The 22,218-nt window shown below is 43.0% G+C and carries 24 protein-coding genes; 8 read left to right on the forward strand and 16 right to left on the reverse strand.

Annotation, left to right across the window (positions count from 1 at the left end; genetic code table 11):
* The coding region (locus tag B4C48_RS05885) for a four-helix bundle copper-binding protein (RefSeq protein ID WP_291354679.1) at window positions 1-255 on the forward strand (255 nt) is incomplete at its 5' end.
* Window positions 256-431: 176 nt separating this feature from the next.
* On the opposite strand, the gene sthA is transcribed toward B4C48_RS05885, so the two are convergent.
* Window positions 432-1,847, reverse strand: coding sequence for a Si-specific NAD(P)(+) transhydrogenase (gene sthA / locus B4C48_RS05890; protein ID WP_291354680.1), 1,416 nt, complete (start codon window positions 1,845-1,847; stop codon window positions 432-434).
* Between the two features lie 209 nt (window positions 1,848-2,056).
* Between sthA and lipA the strand changes: the two genes are divergently transcribed.
* A complete protein-coding gene (gene lipA / locus B4C48_RS05895; RefSeq protein WP_291354681.1) occupies window positions 2,057-3,070 on the forward strand; it encodes a lipoyl synthase in 1,014 nt (337 codons plus the stop codon).
* A gap of 154 nt (window positions 3,071-3,224) precedes the next feature.
* Here lipA and B4C48_RS05900 read toward each other — a convergent pair whose 3' ends face one another.
* The 11 genes from B4C48_RS05900 to B4C48_RS05950 form a co-directional block, all read right to left on the reverse strand.
* Complete coding sequence (locus tag B4C48_RS05900) at window positions 3,225-3,878, reverse strand: tRNA-(ms[2]io[6]A)-hydroxylase (protein ID WP_291354682.1); 654 nt, start codon at window positions 3,876-3,878, stop codon at window positions 3,225-3,227.
* Window positions 3,879-3,889: 11 nt separating this feature from the next.
* A complete protein-coding gene (gene pdxJ, locus B4C48_RS05905; RefSeq protein ID WP_291354683.1) occupies window positions 3,890-4,615 on the reverse strand; it encodes a pyridoxine 5'-phosphate synthase in 726 nt (241 codons plus the stop codon).
* Window positions 4,616-4,640: 25 nt separating this feature from the next.
* Complete coding sequence (gene recO, locus B4C48_RS05910) at window positions 4,641-5,345, reverse strand: DNA repair protein RecO (RefSeq protein ID WP_291354684.1); 705 nt, start codon at window positions 5,343-5,345, stop codon at window positions 4,641-4,643.
* A 12-nt stretch (window positions 5,346-5,357) separates the two neighbouring features.
* The gene (locus B4C48_RS05915) at window positions 5,358-5,549 is read right to left on the reverse strand and encodes an NF038104 family lipoprotein (protein WP_291354685.1); all 192 of its coding nucleotides are present in this window, start codon (window positions 5,547-5,549) and stop codon (window positions 5,358-5,360) included.
* 31 nt (window positions 5,550-5,580) lie between these two features.
* The gene (gene era / locus B4C48_RS05920) at window positions 5,581-6,615 is read right to left on the reverse strand and encodes a GTPase Era (protein ID WP_291354686.1); all 1,035 of its coding nucleotides are present in this window, start codon (window positions 6,613-6,615) and stop codon (window positions 5,581-5,583) included.
* Window positions 6,615-7,313, reverse strand: a complete 699-nt coding sequence (rnc, locus tag B4C48_RS05925) for a ribonuclease III (RefSeq protein WP_291354687.1) — start codon at window positions 7,311-7,313, stop codon at window positions 6,615-6,617. Before rnc ends, era begins: the two co-directional genes overlap by 1 nt.
* Complete coding sequence (locus tag B4C48_RS05930; protein ID WP_291354688.1) at window positions 7,285-7,659, reverse strand: DUF4845 domain-containing protein; 375 nt, start codon at window positions 7,657-7,659, stop codon at window positions 7,285-7,287. The genes rnc and B4C48_RS05930 overlap by 29 nt, the downstream gene beginning before the upstream one ends.
* A gap of 22 nt (window positions 7,660-7,681) precedes the next feature.
* Window positions 7,682-8,509 carry a signal peptidase I gene (gene lepB, locus B4C48_RS05935; protein ID WP_291354689.1) on the reverse strand — a complete coding sequence of 276 codons (828 nt, stop codon included), beginning with the start codon at window positions 8,507-8,509 and terminating at the stop codon, window positions 7,682-7,684.
* Window positions 8,510-8,529: 20 nt separating this feature from the next.
* Complete coding sequence (gene lepA, locus B4C48_RS05940) at window positions 8,530-10,347, reverse strand: translation elongation factor 4 (RefSeq protein ID WP_291354690.1); 1,818 nt, start codon at window positions 10,345-10,347, stop codon at window positions 8,530-8,532.
* 172 nt (window positions 10,348-10,519) lie between these two features.
* Window positions 10,520-10,981: an acyl-CoA thioesterase gene (locus tag B4C48_RS05945; protein WP_291354691.1), complete on the reverse strand. Its 462-nt coding sequence runs from the start codon at window positions 10,979-10,981 to the stop codon at window positions 10,520-10,522.
* Window positions 10,982-11,117: 136 nt separating this feature from the next.
* On the reverse strand, window positions 11,118-12,500 hold the full coding sequence (locus B4C48_RS05950) for a Do family serine endopeptidase (protein WP_291354692.1): 1,383 nt from the start codon (window positions 12,498-12,500) through the stop codon (window positions 11,118-11,120).
* A gap of 227 nt (window positions 12,501-12,727) precedes the next feature.
* Here B4C48_RS05950 and nadB point away from each other — a divergent pair, with 227 nt between their 5' ends.
* Window positions 12,728-14,371 carry an L-aspartate oxidase gene (gene nadB / locus B4C48_RS05955; protein WP_291354693.1) on the forward strand — a complete coding sequence of 548 codons (1,644 nt, stop codon included), beginning with the start codon at window positions 12,728-12,730 and terminating at the stop codon, window positions 14,369-14,371.
* Between the two features lie 65 nt (window positions 14,372-14,436).
* On the opposite strand, the gene B4C48_RS05960 is transcribed toward nadB, so the two are convergent.
* From B4C48_RS05960 to pabC, 4 genes are all read right to left on the reverse strand, one after another.
* The gene (locus B4C48_RS05960; RefSeq protein WP_291354694.1) at window positions 14,437-14,853 is read right to left on the reverse strand and encodes a PaaI family thioesterase; all 417 of its coding nucleotides are present in this window, start codon (window positions 14,851-14,853) and stop codon (window positions 14,437-14,439) included.
* Window positions 14,854-14,928: 75 nt separating this feature from the next.
* On the reverse strand, window positions 14,929-15,534 hold the full coding sequence (tmk, locus tag B4C48_RS05965) for a dTMP kinase (RefSeq protein WP_291354695.1): 606 nt from the start codon (window positions 15,532-15,534) through the stop codon (window positions 14,929-14,931).
* Window positions 15,535-15,543: 9 nt separating this feature from the next.
* Window positions 15,544-16,590 carry an endolytic transglycosylase MltG gene (mltG, locus tag B4C48_RS05970; RefSeq protein WP_291354696.1) on the reverse strand — a complete coding sequence of 349 codons (1,047 nt, stop codon included), beginning with the start codon at window positions 16,588-16,590 and terminating at the stop codon, window positions 15,544-15,546.
* Window position 16,591: 1 nt separating this feature from the next.
* Window positions 16,592-17,404 (reverse strand): aminodeoxychorismate lyase, encoded by an 813-nt coding sequence (gene pabC / locus B4C48_RS05975; protein ID WP_291354697.1) that lies wholly within the window; start codon window positions 17,402-17,404, stop codon window positions 16,592-16,594.
* A gap of 167 nt (window positions 17,405-17,571) precedes the next feature.
* Between pabC and B4C48_RS05980 the strand changes: the two genes are divergently transcribed.
* From B4C48_RS05980 to cysW, 5 genes are all read left to right on the forward strand, one after another.
* A complete protein-coding gene (locus tag B4C48_RS05980) occupies window positions 17,572-18,576 on the forward strand; it encodes a sulfate ABC transporter substrate-binding protein (protein WP_291354698.1) in 1,005 nt (334 codons plus the stop codon).
* 178 nt (window positions 18,577-18,754) lie between these two features.
* Entirely contained in the window at window positions 18,755-19,768 is a 1,014-nt protein-coding gene (locus tag B4C48_RS05985) for a sulfate ABC transporter substrate-binding protein (RefSeq protein ID WP_291354699.1), read from the forward strand.
* Window positions 19,769-19,795: 27 nt separating this feature from the next.
* Complete coding sequence (locus B4C48_RS05990) at window positions 19,796-20,401, forward strand: alpha/beta hydrolase (protein WP_291354700.1); 606 nt, start codon at window positions 19,796-19,798, stop codon at window positions 20,399-20,401.
* 83 nt (window positions 20,402-20,484) lie between these two features.
* Complete coding sequence (cysT, locus tag B4C48_RS05995) at window positions 20,485-21,318, forward strand: sulfate ABC transporter permease subunit CysT (RefSeq protein ID WP_291354701.1); 834 nt, start codon at window positions 20,485-20,487, stop codon at window positions 21,316-21,318.
* Window positions 21,315-22,208, forward strand: a complete 894-nt coding sequence (cysW, locus tag B4C48_RS06000; RefSeq protein WP_291354702.1) for a sulfate ABC transporter permease subunit CysW — start codon at window positions 21,315-21,317, stop codon at window positions 22,206-22,208. The genes cysT and cysW overlap by 4 nt, the downstream gene beginning before the upstream one ends.
* Window positions 22,209-22,218 lie beyond the last annotated feature (10 nt).

Consider the following 22,218-nt stretch of genomic DNA (forward strand, 5'->3'; position numbering starts at 1 on the left):
GCTTGTCTGGATGAAAATGACATAGAAATGATGCGTGAATGCATCAAACGCTGTCTGGATTGTGCCGATATGTGCAACTTATGCGCCCGATCTGAACAAAGAACCTCTGCTTTCATGCAGGAAATCTGTCAGCTCTGTGCGCAAATGTGCGATTACTGCGCCAAAGAATGCAGTAAGCATGAAGCTGAACATTGCAAGCAATGCGCAGAAACTTGCCAGCAATGTGCGGCCGAATGCCGTAACATGGCTGCCTAAATTAAAGCACATGATCATGCAGAATATTGATGTGAAAATTATTGAGTTATCGGACTAGATATCCCGCTTTATAGGAACAACCATGTTCAGTACAACTCGCTGCACAACATTAAGTCCATAAATAAAAAACCCGCAGGCCTTCACTTGCGGGTTTTGCATCTAAAATTTAAAAAATCTTAGAATAAACGGTTCATACCATTCAATGTCGCTACACGGTACGCTTCCGCCATCGTCGGATAGTTGAACGTCGTTTCAACAAAATACTTGATGGTATTGTTTGGACTGTTCATCACGGCCTGACCAATGTGGATAATCTCTGAGGCATTATTACCGAAGCAATGTACACCCAGAACTTCCAAAGTATCGCGATGAAACAGGATTTTTAATTCGCCAACTGTATCGCCGGTAATTTGTGCACGTGCCAGATGACGGAACGATGCCTGACCCACTTCGTAAGGAATTTTCTCTTCAGTCAACTGTTGTTCAGTCTTACCAATCGACGAAATTTCCGGAATGGTATAAATACCTGTTGGAATATCCGTTACCGGTTTAACATTCTCTTCACCGCTCATGTTTGAACCGGCGCAGCGCCCTTGGTCGTAAGCAGCAGATGCCAGTGATGGCCAGCCAATCACGTCGCCAGCAGCGTAGATATTTTCCACTTCTGTCTGGTACTGTTCATTCACCGTCAATTGACCACGGCTGTTTGGCCTAATGCCTACATTTTCAAGCCCTAAACCATCGGTATTACCCGAACGGCCGTTACACCATAAAATGGCATCGGCTTTAATTTTCTTACCGCTTTGTAAATGCATGACCACGTGATCATCAAATGTTTCAAGATGATCCAGTTGTTCGTTATGACGAATCAATACACCCTGCTCGCGCAAACGGTAAGACAAGGCATCGGAAATTTCATCATCCAAATAGCTGAGTAATTTGTGCTGAGTGTTGATCAGATCAACTTTATGGTCCAGACCAATGAAGATCGATGCATATTCACAACCAATCACACCGGCGCCATAAATGATAATTTTTTGGATGGAAAAATCCAGATCCAGAATTTTGTCTGAATCGAATACACGTGGGTGATTAAAATCAAGCGCCGCTGGACGGTATGGACGTGAACCTGTCGCAATCACTAATTGCTGGAAAACGATTGTTTCAGTTATGCCTTCAGGACTAAAGATCAGTACGGTATTTTGATCTTGGATGTAGGCACGACCATGATAAATATCAATCTTGTTGCGGTCATAAAAACGGGAATGGGTTTCGACCTGTTGCTGAATCACTTTATGGGCATTACGCAATACCTGTTTCATGGTGAACTGTTTCCAGTCGCCCACTTTCTGGAACATTGGGTCACGCTGATAACGTAAAATGCTCGATACCGTTTGACGTAATGCTTTACTTGGAATGGTTCCTACATGCGTACAGTTACCACCCAACTGCTCACGTATATCAACAATTGCAACACGCTTGCCAGATTTGGCAAGTTTCATTGCCGCGCCTTCACCCGCAGGGCCTGAACCGAGAACTACCGCATCGTATTTAACGAAAGTTCCACTAACGACCTCTTTTTTACGTGGCATTCAACGCTCCTATCTTCAATATTGGTCTATCTTGGCTATATTATGACGTAAATACTCGCAATTTTCTGTATTTACCTCACATATATTAAGTGATGACTACATTTATTAAATGAATATCCTTTTTGCCCCATTTAGACTCAAGTCCGTTATAATGAGAGACCTAATATATCTAGTATCTCCCCCGTCAAAAAACAGTGGAAAAGTTGAATATGTCTGAAAACCGTAAACCTGAACAGGGTGTCAAACTTCGTGGCGCAGAAAAAGTCGCTCGTATTCCTGTAAAAGTTGTACCTACGGTTGAAACGCCACGCAAGCCGGACTGGATTCGCGTTAAGATGGCGGCACCAGATGAAGTTCAACGCATCAAAACCACCTTGCGTGCACAAAAACTGCATACGGTGTGTGAAGAAGCCGCTTGTCCTAACCTGCCCGAATGTTTTGGTGGCGGTACTGCAACCTTTATGATTATGGGTGACATCTGTACCCGTCGCTGTCCTTTCTGCGACGTAGCACATGGTCGTCCAAATGCGCTTGATCCAGATGAACCGCGTCACATGGCTGAAACCATTGCCAACCTGGGTTTAAAATATGCGGTGATTACTTCGGTTGACCGTGATGACCTTCGAGATGGCGGTGCGCAGCATTTCGTGGACTGCATTAAAGAAGCTCGCAGTTTAAGCCCAAAAACATTATTAGAAATTCTGGTACCCGATTTCCGTGGCCGTATGGACGTGGCGCTGCGCATTATGACCGAATGCCCGCCTGACGTGTTTAACCACAATATTGAAACTGTACCGCGTTTATATAAAGCGATGCGTCCAGGTTCTGACTATCAGCATTCTTTAGACTTGTTGAAAATGTTCAAGGAATATTGCCCGGATGTTCCAACCAAATGTGGTTTGATGGTCGGGATTGGTGAAACTGAAGAAGAAGTGATTGCGCTTTTAAATGACTTAAAAGCACATGACGTAGATTATGTGACGATTGGTCAGTATCTCCAGCCTTCCAAAGAACATGCACCGATTGACCGTTTCGTGACTCCAGAAGAATTTGAACGCTATACCGCCCATGGGCAAAAACTTGGATTTAAAAATATCTGGGCAGCACCAATGGTTCGTTCAAGCTACTTTGCTGACCGTCAATATTATGGTGAACCTGTTCCAGCGGTACGCCGTAAAGTTGACCCTGCAAAGAAAATTGCCGTTCAGACCATTGAAGCTTAATTCCGCCCCAGCTTGAAACCCATCTGATTAATGAATGCCAATCTAAGAAGTTTAGATTGGCATTTTTATTTCTGACTAAAAAAGATAAAAATGAGACATAAAAAATCCCCTATTTGAATAGAGGATTTCTTAAATAAGATAACACAATAAAAATTTAAGCAGCCTGACTCGGCACACCACTATGGAAACGGAAAGTATCATCTTCTGACAGAATCAGATTCTTTTCCACTTCACGAATATGCTCAATACGTCCCTGAATATCTTCTTCCGGATCTTTCATTTTAGAAGTCTTTGCAACGTCTAAAGCCAATGCCAAATAGTCTTCATAATGGCGTGATTCAGACTTGAGCAGATAACGGTAATAACGCCCCAATTCTTCATCAACGAATGGCGCAAGCGCATAAAAACGCTCACAAGAACGTGCTTCTACAAAGGCGCCAATAATCAGGATATCGATTAAAGCTTCAGGCTCATAGGTCCGGATTTCCTTACGCAGAATGCCTGCATAACGGCCTGCGCTCAGAGCTTTCCATTCCTGTCCACGTTTAGACATGAATTCCAGCACTTGCTCATAATGCAGCATCTCTTCACGTACCAGCTGTGCCAACTTGACCTGCAAGTCGGTAAAAAAACTGTAGCGGAACATCAAGTTCATGGCTGTTCCGGCTGCCTTTTTTTCACAATTGGCATGGTCTTGCATCAGTAACTCTAGGTTATTGAGTGCTTCATCTAACCAGACTTTTGGCGTTTCACATCCCAAGAAGCCAATGACTGGCTTCATGAGATCATAATAATTTGTTAATGACATAATCTAAAAACTTATCTTGCTGCTTTAATCACAGCTTTCATTTGTTGAACAGCTTGAGCCAAACCGACAAACACCGCATCGGCAATAATAGAATGACCGATATTGAGCTCATGAATCTGTGGAATGGCAGCAATCGGGGTGACATTTTCCAGGTTCAAACCATGACCTGCATTCACGATCAGACCTTTCGCAGCTGCATATTCCGCGCCTTTGACAATACGCTCAAGTTCATGCTGCTGGGCTTCTGCGGTTTCAGCATCGGCATAAGCACCTGTATGTAACTCGATAGTTGGCGCACCGCAAGCCACGGCTGCATCAATTTGCGCAAAGTCGGCATCAATAAATAAAGACACTTCACAGCCAATTGCCGACAAGGCCTGAGTAGCAGCTTTGACATCTTCAAAATGACCCACCACATCCAGGCCGCCTTCAGTGGTCACTTCCTGACGCTTTTCTGGCACAAGGCACACATGATGCGGCTTGATTTCCTTGGCAAATTCCACCATTTCCGGTGTTACAGCCATTTCCAGATTCATATGGGTCTTTAACACCGGACGCATGCGACGCACATCATCATCCTGAATGTGACGGCGGTCTTCACGCAAATGCAGGGTGATGCCCTCTGCGCCTGCCTGTTCGCAAATTAAAGCCGCATTCACCGGATCTGGATAAGTGGTTCCGCGCGCCTGTCGCAAAGTCGCCACATGGTCAATATTTACACCAAGCAATGCAGCCATAACAATTTCCTAACGATGTTTTAAATTAAGATTGAGTATTTTGAATCCACAATTGACGGCTTTTCAGCGGTCGGTCGCCCAAAAGAGCGGTAATGATCTGCCGATACAGCTTAGCCAATAATTGTAACTGCTCGGAATTAAAATCCCTACCTTTTTCATAATCCTGCATCGAAAGAATCTGCCGCCCAGATAAAGTCGAACGTGACTGTTGTACTGTAGGAATAAAACCATCATTGAGCTGAAACAGATAAGATTGCGATTCCTGAATTTTATGTTGCTGTGCATCCACGGTAAAATCAAGTGCATAGCCCAGATCTTCTAACAGTGCATGTTCGAACTGACGTAAAATTTGTCTTAAGAAAAGATCAGGATGCTCCTGCTGTGCCAATTGTTGCAATTGCTGCAAGGTTTGATGGTATTGCACAAAGGTTTGCGGCATTTCCACTTCAACAGGACATAAACGTAGGATAATTTCATTCAGATAGAAACCGGAAAAGAACGCATCGCCAAAAAAGAAAATCGGCTGATTGACAATTTCCAGCTTGGTAAAATTTTTAAGCTCAGATTTACCGGAAGCCTGTACACAAATCGGTTGGTATTGCGGAGGTGGGGTTTGTCTCAAAATTCCATCCACACGGCCATACTCCTGAGTAAACAGATGCACAATATGGCTGCGCTCACGGTATTTACGATGATGGATTAAATAACCATGCAACAGTTCATTTCGCATGAATAATTCAGTCTAATCCTTTTTCTTTTCCGAATCAGAATCTTCGTCATCCCCATCCGGGATGATGGCACCCACCACAGCTGTTGTACCTTTAACCACGCCTTTCGTGGTTTTATAAGCCACTTTGACCGGAACCGTAACGATCTTGTGAATACAGCCTTGCAAGAACAATACACATGCAACAATAGTCAGTACTTTCATCATTAGGGTTCCTTTCAAAGTGAAAACTTAGATCCTAGATATCACTATAACCCAAGCTTTTTAATGCACGTTCATCATCAGACCAGCCACCTTTGACTTTCACCCAAAGCGTGAGCATGATTTTCTGTTCGAACATTTTTTCCATATCGGTACGGGCATCCATACCAATTTTTTTCAGCTTAGACCCTTTTTCACCAATTACGATGGCTTTTTGCCCTGGACGATCGACAAAAATGGTCGCATCAATATAAGTACATGCCGCTTTAGGACGACCTGTCTTCGGATTGATAGTGGCTTCTTCGGTCTTGAAAGATTCAATTTGCACAGTTAAATCATACGGCAGCTCTTCACCCAATTGACGCATAATTTTTTCACGAATCACTTCTGAAGCGAGGAAACGCTCTGAACGGTCAGTAATCTGATCCAGTGAATAAAGTGGCGGCTGGAAGGGCAAATACGTTTCAATGGTATTACGAAGATGCTCAAGGTTGGCACCACGTAACGCCGATACGGGCACAATCTCGGCAAAATTCATCAGCTTGGCACGCTCTTGAATCAATGGCAGTGCTTGATTCTTGTTTTCAAAAGTATCCAGCTTATTGATGACCAGGATGACCGGCATTTCTGCGTTTTTCAGTTTTTCCAATACAAGCTCATCGTTTTGGGTCCACTTTTGAGCATCCACCACGAACAGCACTAGATTAACATCACGCAGTGCAGAATGTGCAGCACGGTTCATCATTTTGTTGATGGCACGTACTTCTTTTTTATGCATCCCCGGCGTATCGACAAAAACTGCCTGAGATTTCTCGCGGGTATCAATCCCGACAATCTTATGGCGCGTAGTTTGCGGTTTACGTGAAGTAATCGAAAGCTTTTGACCCAATAAATGGTTCATTAATGTTGATTTACCCACATTCGGGCGTCCAACAATCGCAACAAAACCACTTTTGAAATCAGATGGAATGGTTGTTCCTTCTGAGCTAAAGAACTGGTTAATTAAATCGTTACCGCTGTCTTGGTTTTGCGGTTCGTGATCAGCATCGATGTGATCGGAATGAGTAGTCATTAAGACTTTTGCTCCAATTGTTTTAAGATATCTGCCGCGACTGCCTGTTCGGCAAAGCGACGACTTGAACCTTCACCATACAATACCGGCAAGCCCTCAATCATGCATTCCACTTTGAAATGCTGATTCGGAGCATCACCTTGAATATCTACAACGTCATAAACAGGGAGAGGTTTTTTACGTGCCTGTAAATATTCCTGTAAGCGTGACTTAGGATCTTTGAGTTGGTCTGTAGGTTCGATATGGTCCAAATATGGCGCGTACCATTTCAGTACAATCTCTTGCAAGACTTTTAAATCGTTACAATCAACATAAATTGCACCAATAATCGCCTCTACAGTATCAGCAAGAATAGATTCCCGATGATGTCCACCCGATTTCAACTCACCCGTGCTTAAGATTAAACACGGACCAAGTTTTAAATCGTTTGCAATTTTGCCTAATGCTTCCTGACGAACCAATGTGGCCCGCATACGCGTTAAACGCCCTTCATTTTCTTGCGGGTAGGCTTGATACAAATAATGGGCAATGATCATCCCTAACAATGAATCGCCTAGAAATTCCAGGCGCTCATAGTTAGTTTTATGACTCACCGATCGGTGGGTCAGTGCAAGCTGCAATAATTCAGGCTGTTTGAACTGATAACCGATACGGTTGACTAAGCGCATATTACTTAGTTTGGGCTGACCTTTGATCAAAACTTTTCTCGAACTTTAACACTAAATCTATATTGAGTAAGAAAGGCTTTCTTATCTCATACTCTTTTTTCACTTCCAGACCGTCAACGTTTACTACTTTCGCAATTTCATCAAATTTTAGATCGCGCACATTATTCATGTCTAAACGCTGACTCATCTGGCTTGAGAATTTCGAAGGAGCAGTATTGGCCGGACTACTTTGTAGCAACTCCACAATTTGGCTATCCACTATTCGATCATCCCAATACGGTCCCCAAACCGCAATTGCAATTTTCACTAAAAAAGCAAAACCAATAATTGCAATTAAAATTGCAATATACGACGCCCCTTGTTGATTTTTACGCATTTGTTATTTTTTCCAGTCATGCTTAATCAATTACACCGTTGCGGTTAAACGACGGTAATTTAAATCCAGGTTCTTTATGCATCCATTTATAGAAGGCACGACCTGTTAGATTTTGTTCTGGTACAAAGCCCCAAAAACGACTGTCAGCACTTTGATCGCGATTATCCCCCATCGCAAAGTAATGACCTTTAGGTACTTTGACTTCCCAATATAAACCATTTTCAGATGAATATTTACCATTTTCAACATAGTTAATAAACGGTGCCTGACGAGCAACATTCACCCCTTCCAGCTCACGCATTTTAAAGGTGTGCTTACCCAATGTTTCCTGATGGTAAATTGAAGCTGGTGTATCCAGGATATCTTTTTCACGGCTAAATTCTACCGGAACTTTCGCCACTTTTTGTCCATTGATAATCAGTTGTCCATGATCATAGACAATATGGTCACCTGGCAAACCGACTACACGTTTGATATAGCTGATGGTCGGTTGTGGCGGATAACGGAACACAATTACATCACCGCGTTCTGGTTCACCTACATCAATGATTTTAGTATTTACGATGGGTAAACGCACACCATAATTAAATTTGTTGACTAAAATAAAGTCCCCAGTTTCCAGGGTCGGAACCATCGAATCTGAAGGAATATTAAAGGGTTCATATAGGAATGAACGCAGCACCAGCACAACTGCCAGAACTGGCCAGAAGTCATATGCCCATGTGATAATGAAATTTTCATTCCCCTTACCTAAGGTTTGTCTTTGTTTGAAAACAAACTTGTCGAGTAGCCACACCAAGAAAAAAATCAGCGTGACAGGAACGAGAATTAAATTAAAATCAAAATCCATGAGCTATATGACCTCTATTATTATCTTTCTACTTTCAACACAGCAAGGAACGCTTCTTGCGGGATTTCAACACTACCCACCTGCTTCATACGCTTCTTACCTTCTTTCTGTTTAGAAAGAAGTTTTTTCTTACGTGATACATCACCACCATAACATTTCGCCAATACGTTCTTACGCATCGCTTTTACAGTAGAACGGGCAATAATTTGCGCACCAATGGCCGCCTGAATCGCCACATCAAACATTTGACGCGGAATGAGATCTTTCATTTTTTCAACCAGTGCAATACCACGGTGACGTGCATCCTGACGGTGACAGATCATGGCCAAGGCATCAACTTTATCGCCATTAATGAGTACATCAACCTTCACCAGCGATGAGCTTTCAAAACGGATAAAGTTGTAATCGAGTGAGGCAAAACCGCGTGAACATGATTTCAATTTGTCGAAGAAATCCATCACCACTTCAGCCATTGGAATTTCAAAGGTAATCGAAACCTGATTGGCCATAAACTTCATGTCTTTTTGCACACCACGGCGCTCTACACATAAAGTCATCACATTGCCCAGATACTCTTGTGGTACCAGGATATGACACTCAGCAATCGGTTCACGTAAATCTTCAACGGTAGAACCATCTGGCATTTTTGATGGACTGTCGATATAGATCGTCTCACCATTTTTCATCACGGCTTCGTAAATTACGGTTGGCGCAGAAGAAATCAGATCCAGATCGTATTCACGCTCTAGACGCTCTTGTACGATTTCCATATGCAGCATCCCGAGGAAGCCACAGCGGAAACCAAAACCTAAAGCATCTGAGCTTTCAGGTTCAAAGAATAATGCCGAGTCATTGATTTGCAGCTTATGCAATGCTTCACGGAATGGTTCAAAATCACTTGAATCAATCGGGAATAAACCTGCATAGACCTGCGGTTTGACTTTTTTGAAACCGGGTAAAGTTGCAACATCAGGTGTGGCCGCAAGGGTAATGGTATCGCCCACAGGCGCACCAAAAATATCTTTAATACCGGCAATGATAAAACCGACTTCTCCGGCTTCTAACATTCCGGTTTCTGTATGTTTAGGATTGAAGATACCCACTGACGTAATGATATGCGATTGACCTGTTGATTTAATCAACATTTTATCACCCTTACGCACGCGCCCCTGCTTGATACGCACCAAAGACACAACGCCCAGGTAGTTATCAAACCATGAGTCAATAATCAGGGCTTGTAGCGGTGCATCACGGTCACCTGTAGGTGCAGGAATCACATTGACCAGCGTTTCAAGCACCCCTTCAATGCCAAGGCCTGTTTTCGCAGAACAGGTTGGTGCCTCTGTCGCTTCAATCCCGATAATATCTTCAATTTCCTGAATTACACGTTCAGGTTCAGCCTGCGGCAAGTCAATTTTGTTGAGTACAGGAAGTACTTCAAGCCCTTGCTCAATGGCGGTATAGCAGTTCGCAACCGACTGCGCTTCAACCCCTTGCGCAGCATCGACAACCAAAAGCGCACCTTCACAGGCTGCTAGCGAACGTGATACTTCGTATGAAAAGTCCACGTGTCCTGGCGTGTCAATAAAGTTTAATTGGTATTCTTGACCATTCGGATGGGTATAGTACAACGTCACTGAGGCCGCTTTAATGGTAATACCACGTTCACGTTCCAGTTCCATAGAATCCAGAACCTGAGCCTGCATTTCGCGATCTTGCAAACCACCACAGGTTTGAATAAAGCGATCTGCCAGAGTCGATTTACCATGATCGATATGCGCAATAATCGAAAAGTTACGAATGTTTTTAATATCAACAGATTTTTTAGCTTGCGCCATGGGCTACCTTGAGAAAAAACACGCCATGCAACCAATAATTAATGCATGGCAAAAGCTGAATAGAAATTGCGTAGGATTATAGCAGATGGATTTTTCAATGTATCCTAAATAATGAATTCCTTTTTCGCTTTGAGCGTTATTTTGAAAATAAAACTCAATTGAACCTATGTACTCAGTTTGAAGCCATCCCATCATATTGACTAAAATCCAGCGGATTCAGTTGTTCTGATATCGGCTGATAGGCCTGAATAAATGTCGGTGACATGCGTTTTGGTCGACCTGTCGCAATTTCCACACAGGCCCATTTGGTATTACCCATAAATAAAACACTTTGGTCGTGAGGACGATAAAACACATATTGGCGGAAAGAATACAAGGCATTGACATCATCCAGCCAGGTACGCAAGACAATTTTTTCGCCTTCAAATGCCGCCTTACGATATTGCACATGGTGTTCTACCGCGACCATGGCATGTTTCAGTTCCAGGTATTGTTTCACCCCTAAACCCAGGGCATCAATATGTGCAGTGGCAACATCCTGCATCCAGTGCATATACACGACATTATTCACGTGTCCCAGACTGTCAATATCTTTTGCTTGAACGGTGATTTCCAAATCAAAAACTGTGCTCATCTATTTTGCTTACCCTTACGCTGTGTAAAAACGACCTTCAAGGTCAGACAGTCTACGTAATTTTAGATTGCAGTAAAATTGCAAAATATAAAAAAACCACTCATGCATAGAGTGGTTTTTATTTGATGGACTAGGACTATTCAATCCGCATACCTAAAATAGCGCGCTGATCCTGACGGATAATTGAAACCCGGGCAACTGAACCTTTTTTCAATTCAGATGCAGATTTAACAAAATCTTCACTATTCAAAATGGTTTTATTATTTACTTTGGTAATCACATCTCCTGCCATCAAACGTGATTGAGATGCAATCCCTCCGCGCTTAACTTCCTCTATCAAAATTCCGCCTTTAATATCCAGTTGTTTTTGCTCACTGGCAGTTAAATTACGAATCGTTATGCCTAAAACTGGACCTTTATTTTGAGCCGTCTGTTCAACTTTAGCCGGCGTATCGTCTGGTGCAGTCGTCAACGTTGCCGAGATATTACGAGTTTTATCATCCCGCAAAACTTGCAGTTGAATATTTTGGTTTGGTGAAGTTCTATTCAGGTAATTCAACAACTCTGAAGTTCTGGAAATAGGCGAGCCATTATATTTCAGGATGACATCGCCCGCCTTAAAGCCAGCTTTGGCTGCCGGAGAGTTGGGTGCGACCTGTGTTACCAATGAACCTTCAGGTTTGGACAGGTTATAAGATTCTGCAAGGTTGCGGTCAATGTCTTGCAACATGACGCCCAAATATGAACGGGTCACCTTGCCATTCTTTTTCAACTGCTCTGCCACATCCATTGCGACATCAATCGGAATGGAAAATGACAACCCCATATAGCCGCCAGTACCACTAAAGATACGCGAGTTTACCCCGACCACTTCACCGTTCTGGTTAAACAAGGGACCGCCTGAGTTACCCGGATTCAAAGCTACATCGGTTTGAATAAAGGGTACCGAGGTTTCCCCCATCATGTTACGCATTTTTGCACTGACAATACCAGCAGATGCAGAATAGTCAAAACCGAAAGGTGAACCAATAGCAAGTACCGGCTCACCGACTTTGAGCCGGTCTACATTTCCGGTACGCAATTCAGGGAAACTGGAACCATTGACTTTGAGTAGCGCTACATCGGTACGCGCATCACTTCCGACCACAGTCGCATCAATTTCACGGCGGTCATTTAGCATAATAGTAACTTTAGATGCATCTTCAACCACATGATGATTGGTCAACAGATAACCATCCTTACTGATAAAGAATGCACTACCATAAGCGGTTTTTTCTTGCTGAGCCTGTTGCTGCGGCACAATCACCTGATTTCCAAAAAAACGTTTTAAAATTTCAGGTATTTGTTGTTGTATCAGCTCTTCCTGAGTCATTTTTTTAACGACGTTTACACTCACCACCGCAGGACTGACCTGTTCAACCAGATTAGAAAAGTCTACCGAGGAAGCTGCTTGTGTTTGCATGGCCGCCATTGTAAATACAGCAGCATACATTCCTTTTTGTATATCGCGATTATTCATGTAAAGCATTTACTCCATTCATTACAACTATGCGTAGACAGTATTTAGCATAAAATATGTCTGTTTTGGGTAATAATACGTTTGATTATATTTGTATAAACAACAGCTTAAATCTTTCTTAAAAGTTTGTTGCTTTATTACTTTTTCTCATCATACATTAGCATATTAGCTCTTGTCTTTTGATCAAAAAAGCGGTGTTATTAGCAAACTTTTTTTCAAATTAGCTGATGGACATGTCTAATTTAAATACAACGCATCGTTTTGACATGATCATTGTGGGCAGTGGCGGTGCAGGGTTAAGTCTGGCCTTATCATTACCCGATCATTTCAATATTGCTGTTTTGGCCAAATCGGCACTCACCGAAGCCAGTACTTTTTATGCACAAGGGGGTGTCGCTGCGGTTTTAGATGAAACTGATTCAATTGAACAGCATATTGATGACACCATGATTGCAGGTGCACAGTTATGCGAGCGTGAAGCCGTCAAGCAGACTGTAGAAGGTGGCAAGCCTTCAGTGGATTTCCTGTTAAAACATGGCGTGCAATTTACTTTAGATGAACAGGAACAGCTGCATTTAACCCGCGAAGGCGGTCACTCTCATCGCCGTATTATTCATGCTGCAGATGCGACAGGTCGTGCCATTTCAACTACGTTAGTTGAACGCGCCCAAGAAAAACACAACATCACTATTTTTGAAAATTATATTGCCATTGATTTAATTACTTCAAAAAAACTTGGCCTGAAAGATCAAACCAATCGTGCCCTGGGCCTATACGCGCTTGATGAAAAAACTGAAAAGGTTCATACCTTCTTGGCAGCTTCTACTGCCCTAGCGTGTGGCGGCGCCATGAAAGCCTATCTGTATACCTCTAATCCGGATATCGCGACCGGTGATGGTATTGCCATGGCTTATCGTGCCGGTTGCCGGGTTGCCAATATGGAATTTAACCAGTTCCACCCGACCTGTCTGTATCATCCTCAAGCACGATCTTTTTTAATTACCGAAGCCATGCGTGGTGAAGGAGCTTATTTACGCTTGCCTGATGGTGAACGTTTTATGCTGCGCTTTGACGAACGTGCTGAACTGGCGCCGCGGGATATCGTGGCACGTGCCATTGACTATGAAATTAAACGTTTGGGGATACGTCATGTCTGGCTCGACATCACCCATAAAGATGAAACGTTTATTAAAGAGCACTTCCCGACACTATATGCACGTTTACTTGAATTAGGCATCGACATTACCAAGGACATGATTCCTGTGGTTCCTGCGGCGCACTATACTTGTGGCGGTGTGGTGGTCGATGAAAATAGCCAGACCGACATTGAAGGTTTATATGCCATTGGTGAAACCTCTTATACCGGTTTACATGGTGCTAACCGAATGGCCAGTAACTCACTTTTAGAATGTTTCGTCTATGGAATGAGTGCAGCAAAGCATATCGAAAGTCTGTTCAATCCAGATTATGTTTCGCCAGCTATTCCTGCTTGGGATGATTCCCAAGTGACCAATCCGGATGAAGATGTCGTTATTCTGCAAAACTGGGATGAACTGCGGCAGACCATGTGGAACTATGTCGGTATTGTACGGACCACCAAACGTCTGCAACGTGCTTTACATCGTATCGAAATGTTGAAGCGTGAAATCACTGAATATTATCAGGATTACCAGGTCAGCAAAAACCTGATTGAACTGCGTAATCTGGTTTTGGTGTCCGAGATGATTGTGCGCTGTGCCATGGAACGCAAGGAATCACGCGGTTTGCATTACACCCTGGATTATCCGGAACTTGGGCCTGAACTGCGTAAAACCGTACTGACTCCACCCAACTTTCAGGTGGAAACCCCGTTGGTCAATGTAGATGCTTAAACTCGTGTAGCATATATAAAAAAGCCGAACATCTGTGTTCGGCTTTTTCAATCTATTACAGCTATTTATTGCCGGGGCGGTATGGAATAAGTACCCACTGCATGTGCAATGGGTTCATCCAGATCAATAGAATATAACCACACATCACCGACAATCAGTGCCTTGCCCACTTTCATTAATTGGCACACTGCACGAATATCCTGTGCTGCCGTTGGCTTTCTTAAAAAATTGATAGATAAATTGGTCGTGACAGCCAACGCAACAATACCGATTTCCCCAAGAATCGCAATATACAGGGCATAATCGGCAGCGGTCATCATAGTCGGTCCAGACACTGTACCCCCAGGTCTTAAATCCGCTGTTCCCACATGATAAATAATGGATGCACTTTTTTCAGTGACTGATTCTATTTCGCATTTTTTCAGGCTTTGCGGAAATTCACGTTGCAAAAACTCAATAATTTCGGCTTTATTACTTTTCATTGTTTATAAAAAAAATCTTCCATAATGTTAGCCACTATAGAAGATTTTTCATTTAAACCCAATCGCTGGGAATGACTACACCGATTGCAAACACGCAAGTGCCTGGTTAAATACCTGTTCGGGCGTTTGGGTGGCATCCAGACGTTTAATTCGCTCACCCTGCCGTTCCCAAAGTTCCTGATAACCAGATCTTACTTTCTCAAAGAAAACAGCTTTCTCCTGTTCAAAGCGATCAAGCGCACCCCGTTCACGCGCGCGTGCCATGCCCAATTCAGTCGGCGCATCCAGCCAAAAGGTAATATTGGGCATATGCGATACGAAATTGGCATTCAACAATTGCAATTTTTCTTTGCTTAAACCACGACCTGCACATTGATAGGCAAAACTGGCATCGGTAAAACGGTCACACAGCACCGTTTTACCTGCAGTTAATGCTGGAACAATCACTTGCTGCAAATGCTGTGCACGTGCCGCATACATGAGTAGCAATTCAGTATCATTGGACATGCTTTCCTCATGATTCACTGACAACAACAGGGAACGGATCTGTTCTGCCATCGGTGTACCGCCCGGTTCACGCGTCAGCACTACATCATGACCTTGCTGCACTAAATAATCATAAATTTTACGAATGAGTGTGGTTTTCCCGACACCTTCAGTGCCTTCAAAACTAATAAACATCCCCACTCCTTAATTTTTTGAACGAATGACAGTTAAATATTCTTGCACGGCACGATTATGCTCATCCAGACTTGCAGTAAATTTATGCCCACCATTGCCAGTAGCAACAAAATAAACATTATTCGAATTGTCTGGGTGCATGGCAGCTTCGATGGCTTTTTGACTTGGCAATGCAATCGGCGTTGGCGGTAAACCATTGTTCGTATAAGTGTTATAAGCAGTCGGTGTACGCAAATCTGTACGCGTGATATTGCCGTTATAACGATCTCCCATGCCATAAATCACGGTTGGATCAGTTTGCAAACGCATTCCTTGTTGTAAACGACGGATAAATACTCCTGATACCTGATTTAACTCACGATCCAGACTGGTTTCTTTTTCTACAATAGAAGCCATAATCAGTGCTTCATATTTATCCTTATACGGTAAACCGCTGGCACGGTTGTTCCATGCCTTATCCAAAGCCTTCATCTGACGCTTATATAAATCGGTCAAAATCTTTTTATCGGTTTCACCTTTGGCAAAGAAATAGGTATCGGGTGCAAACAGGCCTTCAGGATGGTTAAACGGAATACCTAAGGCTTGCAGCATTTGCTCTTGAGGAAGATTCAACACTTCTTTAGTGACCAAATCATCTTTTTTCAATTGTGCAATCAGCTGTTTAAAGGTCGTACCTTCAATCACCAGAATACGGTTCATCTGGGCATTTTCAGCATTCGATACCAGCTGCATTACTTCACGTACCGACATGCCCTGATGCACTTCATAAACCCCGGCTTTCATGCTGTCATGAATGATAAACTTTTGATAAAGTTTTAATACAACAGGAAAACTGACTTTATCTTCCTTGGCTAAACGATCAATAAAACCTGAATAGGTATCCCCGTCATCGATGGCCAGCATCTGCTTTTGACCTTCCACAGGATAGGCTTTAAATAAACTTGACCATAGAATCACCACAATCAAAACCACAAGACCTGCAAATAGAACGACGAAGCCTTTAAATGGAAATGCGCTTGTTGCTTTCTTTTTTGATTTTTTTTTGCTGCTGGACATATTAATGAATCTGATCTAATTGAAGGATATTAAAAAGTTCAATACAGGGTTGAACATGCAAAGCTTGCTGGTTAAGTTCAGTCACAAGTTTCATTGGACTTAAGGCATTACAAAAAAACAGGCTTTCAAATTTTGAGATGTCTTCCATATCAATAAAACGCTGTTCACAGTGAATGCCGTGCTGCTGCATCCGGGATAAAATTTCCGCCCGCATCACACCATGGACGCCATTATAACGAAGTTCTGGCGTAATCCATGTATTGTTTAAACGAATGAAACAATTACTGCTTACTCCTTCAACAACAGTGCCTTGTACATCGGTCACTAAAGCTTCTGCCCAGCCGCGTTGCTCGGCTTCATGTTTTAACAATACCTGTTCCAGACGGTTCAGGCTTTTTAAGCCCACCAAAGCTGGCATGCTCAGACCCAAAGCTTGCTGCAATACACCAGACTTAATTTTTTCAATCTGAAAATTCTCTACCACCTGAGGATAAAAAAATACCCAGACATCTGCCGGATGGTCAGGCAAGCTATAACCGCGCTGCCCTTCACCGCGACTGATGATAATTTTTAAGGTGCCATTCACATGCAGAAATTGCTGCTGCAACACGGCCAACGTTTTTTCAATGAAGCTTAAATCTGCTTGTAGCATCAGCCGTTCACAACTTAACTCTAGCCGTGCCCTATGCAGGTTTTCAAGTTCAATTTTGCCATGTCGCACACGCGCAGTGGTAAAACAGCCATCTCCGTAATGGAAAGCCCGATCCAATAATGAAATTTCGCTGATTTGCTGTGCATTTTTAAAACATGGCATATCCGAACATCCTGTAAATGATGACTTAGTTTAAAAACAGCAGCGTTAAATTAATAGCTTTTTTATTCATATCAAATTCATTTCTTATTATTTTTTCAACAAAAAAGATAACGCTATCCTTCGCCTTGTTACAAAACATTAATAATTCAAATTCAAAGGATATCAACATGCGTACATTAAAAATCGGGGTTTTAGCAGCGCTTATTTCAGCAACATCTGTTAGTGCACTAGCAAAAGACTTTTTAAACGTTTCCTATGATCCAACACGTGAATTGTATGAAAACTATAATAAAGAGTTTGGTGCATATTGGAAAAAGACGACAGGTCAAGAGCTTAATTTCAAACAGTCACACGGCGGTTCTGGCAAACAGGCACGTTCAGTGATTGACGGTCTGGATGCCGATGTGGTGACTTTGGCACTTGCAGCAGATATTGATGCGATTGCTGAGAATTCAAATCTTTTGCCCAAAAACTGGCAGAAAAAATTCCCGAATAACTCTACCCCTTATACCTCAACCATCGTGTTCCTGGTCCATAAAGGCAACCCAAAAGGCATTAAAGACTGGGGCGATCTGGTTAAACCGGGTGTAGGCATTATTACCCCTAACCCTAAAACCTCTGGTGGTGCACGCTGGAACTACTTGGCGGCTTGGGCTTGGGCGAAACATCAGGCCGGTGGTAACGACAAAACCGCACAAGAATTTGTGCGTCAAATTTATAAAAACACCAAAGTTCTGGATTCAGGTGCACGTGGAGCAACCACAACATTTGCTGAACGCGGCATTGGTGATGTATTACTGGCCTGGGAAAACGAAGCTCACTTAGCCATTCGTGAACAGCCGGGTAAATTTGAAATCGTGACACCATCATTGTCTATTTTGGCTGAGCCACCGGTAGCGATTGTCGAAAAAAATGCCGAGAAAGATGGCAACCTGAATTTAGCCAAAGCTTATCTCAACTATCTGTATTCACCTGCCGGTCAAACGATTGCTGCCAATAACTTTTATCGTCCACGCAATGCGGCGGTATTGGCAAAATATAAATCCGTATTCAAACCTTTAAAACTGGTCACAATTGATAAAGAATTTGGTGGATGGACCAAAGTTCAAAAAGCACACTTTGAAAATGGTGGCATATTTGACCAGATCGTGAAAGCCAATAGCATCAAATAATTTCAGTTAATTCATCACAGCATCAGTTTTATTCATAAGACTGATGCGAGGATGATAAATCCAACCTTGTTTATCTTTTTTATTCATATTAAATTCGTTTTTTATTATTTTTTATGCATAAAGAATGGCGTTATTCTCTGTCCATGTCATGAAACATATTAAGAATATTGAGGTCCGCATGAGCATTTCAGCAAAATTGAAACTTGGGGTTTTAGCCGCAGTAGTATCGACCATTTCTTTGGGTGCTGCAGCAAAAGATTTTCTCAATGTATCTTATGACCCGACACGTGAACTGTATGAAGACGTGAACAAAGATTTCAGTAAATACTGGCAAAGCCGTACTGGACAAAAAATTAACTTCAAACAGTCTCATGGCGGTTCAGGCAAACAAGCACGTGCGGTTATTGATGGCCTGGATGCAGATGTCGTGACTTTGGCGCTTTCTGCCGACATTGACGTGATTCAGCAAAAAACCAAACTTTTGCCAGCCGACTGGCAAAAGAAACTACCACATAACTCAACACCTTATACCTCAACCATCGTGTTCCTGGTCCATAAAGGCAACCCAAAAGGCATTAAAGACTGGGGCGATCTGGTTAAACCGGGTGTAGGCATTATTACTCCTAACCCTAAAACCTCTGGTGGCGCACGTTGGAACTATTTAGCTGCATGGGCTTGGGCGAAACATCAGGCCGGTGGTAACGACAAAACCGCACAAGAATTTGTGCGTCAAATTTATAAAAACACCAAAGTTCTGGACTCAGGTGCACGCGGTGCAACCACAACATTTGCTGAACGCGGCATTGGTGATGTATTGCTGGCATGGGAAAACGAAGCTCACTTAGCCATTCGTGAACAGCCGGGTAAATTTGAGATTGTAACGCCATCATTGTCTATTTTGGCTGAGCCACCGGTGGCGATTGTGGAAAAGAATGCCGAGAAAAAAGGCAATAAATACCTGGCTCAAGGCTACTTAAACTTCCTTTACTCGCCACGCGGCCAGCAAATCGCTGCTGAAAACTTCTACCGTCCACGCAATCAGAAAACACTGGCGCAATACAGCAAGGTATTTAAGCCACTAAAACTGGTCACGATTGATCAGGAATTTGGTGGCTGGAGCAAAGTTCAAAAAGCACACTTTGAAAATGGCGGCGTATTTGACCAGATCGTAAAAGCCAATAGTGCTAAATAATCGCATTCGATAGACAGGAGCATCGACATGATACATACCGTAATTGTTCCAGGCGTAGGGGGTAGTGAAGCTGCTCACTGGCAGTCATGGCTACAACGACAACTCATGTCATGCTCCCGTGTGCAACAACAGGACTGGAACACGCCTGTGTTACAAAAATGGATTGCGGAATTTGTAAATACCGTAGCGCCCATTCAGGGCAATATCCAGATTGTCGCGCATAGTTTTGGTTGTTTAACCACTGTGGCAGCACTGGCTCAGCATCCGGAACTCAATCAAAAAATTAAGAATTTGATTTTGGTTGCCCCGGCCAATCCTGCCCGTTTTGGCGAAGCTGGCTTTGCACGTGATAGCCAGCAAGATTATCAACACTATTTTCATCAGCTTAAAATTGCTGTGCCAACCACGTTACTGATTAGTGAAAATGATCCCTGGTTAAATTTTGAAGATGCCTTGCAACTTGCGCAAGCGTGGAAGCTGAATCCAATTAATTTGGGACAAGTGGGGCATATCAATGTCGCTTCCGGTTTTGGTCCGTTTCCTGAAATTTATGATTATCTGATTTCAGAAAATGTATTGCACCATATCAATTTTACTGATGAGAACAAGTGCTTTTTTAAATTTGCAATTTGAAGTCTGCAAATTATGCTTGTGCCGATTTAAACTTTTATTTTCGCTGACTTAATTGGTCAGCATCGCTCTTTTCAGGAGTCATCATGTCGCAGCGATCCCGAGTGCTGCCAGGATTTGGTCTTTCTCTAGGCTTTACCCTAGCGTATTTGTCATTAATTGTTCTTATTCCACTGTCTGCGGTATTTATTAAATCGCTAGGTATAGGCTGGGACGGTTTATGGGAAATTTTGAGTTCAGAACGTATCTTAAAATCTTTGCAATTAAGTTTTAGCGCTGCCCTAATTGCAGCCTTAATCAATGTCGTGTTTGGCTTGTTACTGGCATGGTGTTTGGTGCGTTATAGTTTTCCCGGTAAACGCATTATCGATGCTTTGGTGGACTTACCCTTTGCCCTGCCAACAGCTGTGGCCGGTATTGCCCTAACATCATTATATGCACCAACTGGCTGGATCGGTCAGTATCTGGAACCCCTCGGTATTAAAGTGGCCTATACCCCGATCGGGATTACGCTTGCACTGATTTTTATTGGTATTCCATTTGTAGTGCGTACCGTACAGCCAGTACTCAGCGATCTGGAAACTGAACTGGAAGAAGCCGCATCTGCGCTGGGCGCAAACCGTTTTCAGATTGTGACCAAAATTATTTTACCGATTCTTTTCCCTGCACTATTGACCGGTTTTGCCTTGGCCTTTGCACGTGGTGTTGGTGAATACGGTTCGGTAATCTTTATTGCCGGTAACCAGCCTTTTGAAACTGAAATTGCACCACTGATGATTATTTCTCGTCTGGAAGAATATGATTACGCCGGTGCGACCACCATTGCAGTCGTCATGCTGGTACTGTCATTTGCGATTTTATTCCTGATTAACTTGCTACAAGCATGGGCAAGCCGTCGTACAGGGAGAACAGCACGATGAGTTTAATCACCAATAGCAATGCTTTAGCCGAGAAATTACAGTCCCGTGATGCAACGCGTGAACCAGTCTGGGTTCGCTATTTATTGCTTACGATTGCGATGATTTTCTTTTTAAGCTGCCTGATTCTGCCTTTAATCCTGGTTTTCGTTGAAGCATTTAAACAAGGTGTCGGGGTTTATTTTCAGGCGCTGGTCCATCCAGACACCTTGTCTGCAGTGAAACTGACTTTACTGACTGCCGTGATTGCCGTGCCTTTAAACGTGGTGTTTGGTGTAGCAGCCGCATGGTCGGTAGCGAAGTTTAATTTCCGTGGCAAATCCATTCTGACCACTATTATTGATTTACCTTTCTCGGTTTCACCTGTCATCGCAGGTATGATGCTGGTGCTGATTTTCGGTACCCAAGGCTGGCTTGGCGGCTGGCTGATGGACAATGACATTAAAATTTTATATGCCGTTCCTGCCATTGTGCTGGCAACCGTGTTTATTACTGTGCCTTTTGTGGCGCGTGAACTGATTCCGTTGATGGAAGCACAAGGCACAGAGGAAGAAGAAGCTGCGATTGTCCTAGGTGCTTCAGGCTGGCAAACCTTCTGGAAAGTCACCTTACCCAATATTAAATGGGGTCTGATTTACGGTGTGATTCTGTGTAATGCCCGTGCCATGGGTGAATTCGGTGCAGTATCGGTGGTGTCTGGTCACATTCGTGGTGAAACCAATACCCTGCCGCTACATGTTGAAATCCTTTACAACGAATATACCTTTAGTGCAGCGTTTGCGGTGTCATCGCTTCTGGCTTTACTTGCAATTGTGACCCTGATCTTGAAAACATGGGTAGAAGTGCGCCAGGAAAAACAAAACAAACGTAATGACGATTCAACAGTTTCTTAAGGAATGACAT

The sequence above is a fragment of the Acinetobacter sp. UBA3106 genome (assembly GCA_002365595.1).
Taxonomy (GTDB): domain Bacteria; phylum Pseudomonadota; class Gammaproteobacteria; order Pseudomonadales; family Moraxellaceae; genus Acinetobacter.

Coding starts and splice junctions, on each gene's coding strand:
- sthA (WP_291354680.1), bottom strand. CDS start 1,847: ATGCCACGTAAAAAAGAGGTCGTTAGTGGAACTTTCGTTAAATACGAT.
- lipA (WP_291354681.1), top strand. CDS start 2,057: ATGTCTGAAAACCGTAAACCTGAACAGGGTGTCAAACTTCGTGGCGCA.
- B4C48_RS05900 (WP_291354682.1), bottom strand. CDS start 3,878: ATGTCATTAACAAATTATTATGATCTCATGAAGCCAGTCATTGGCTTC.
- pdxJ (WP_291354683.1), bottom strand. CDS start 4,615: ATGGCTGCATTGCTTGGTGTAAATATTGACCATGTGGCGACTTTGCGA.
- recO (WP_291354684.1), bottom strand. CDS start 5,345: ATGCGAAATGAACTGTTGCATGGTTATTTAATCCATCATCGTAAATAC.
- B4C48_RS05915 (WP_291354685.1), bottom strand. CDS start 5,549: ATGATGAAAGTACTGACTATTGTTGCATGTGTATTGTTCTTGCAAGGC.
- era (WP_291354686.1), bottom strand. CDS start 6,615: ATGACTACTCATTCCGATCACATCGATGCTGATCACGAACCGCAAAAC.
- B4C48_RS05930 (WP_291354688.1), bottom strand. CDS start 7,659: ATGCGTAAAAATCAACAAGGGGCGTCGTATATTGCAATTTTAATTGCA.
- lepB (WP_291354689.1), bottom strand. CDS start 8,509: ATGGATTTTGATTTTAATTTAATTCTCGTTCCTGTCACGCTGATTTTT.
- lepA (WP_291354690.1), bottom strand. CDS start 10,347: ATGGCGCAAGCTAAAAAATCTGTTGATATTAAAAACATTCGTAACTTT.
- B4C48_RS05945 (WP_291354691.1), bottom strand. CDS start 10,981: ATGAGCACAGTTTTTGATTTGGAAATCACCGTTCAAGCAAAAGATATT.
- B4C48_RS05950 (WP_291354692.1), bottom strand. CDS start 12,500: ATGAATAATCGCGATATACAAAAAGGAATGTATGCTGCTGTATTTACA.
- nadB (WP_291354693.1), top strand. CDS start 12,728: ATGGACATGTCTAATTTAAATACAACGCATCGTTTTGACATGATCATT.
- B4C48_RS05960 (WP_291354694.1), bottom strand. CDS start 14,853: ATGAAAAGTAATAAAGCCGAAATTATTGAGTTTTTGCAACGTGAATTT.
- tmk (WP_291354695.1), bottom strand. CDS start 15,534: ATGTTTATTAGTTTTGAAGGCACTGAAGGTGTCGGGAAAACCACACTC.
- mltG (WP_291354696.1), bottom strand. CDS start 16,590: ATGTCCAGCAGCAAAAAAAAATCAAAAAAGAAAGCAACAAGCGCATTT.
- pabC (WP_291354697.1), bottom strand. CDS start 17,404: ATGCCATGTTTTAAAAATGCACAGCAAATCAGCGAAATTTCATTATTG.
- B4C48_RS05980 (WP_291354698.1), top strand. CDS start 17,572: ATGCGTACATTAAAAATCGGGGTTTTAGCAGCGCTTATTTCAGCAACA.
- B4C48_RS05985 (WP_291354699.1), top strand. CDS start 18,755: ATGAGCATTTCAGCAAAATTGAAACTTGGGGTTTTAGCCGCAGTAGTA.
- B4C48_RS05990 (WP_291354700.1), top strand. CDS start 19,796: ATGATACATACCGTAATTGTTCCAGGCGTAGGGGGTAGTGAAGCTGCT.
- cysT (WP_291354701.1), top strand. CDS start 20,485: ATGTCGCAGCGATCCCGAGTGCTGCCAGGATTTGGTCTTTCTCTAGGC.
- cysW (WP_291354702.1), top strand. CDS start 21,315: ATGAGTTTAATCACCAATAGCAATGCTTTAGCCGAGAAATTACAGTCC.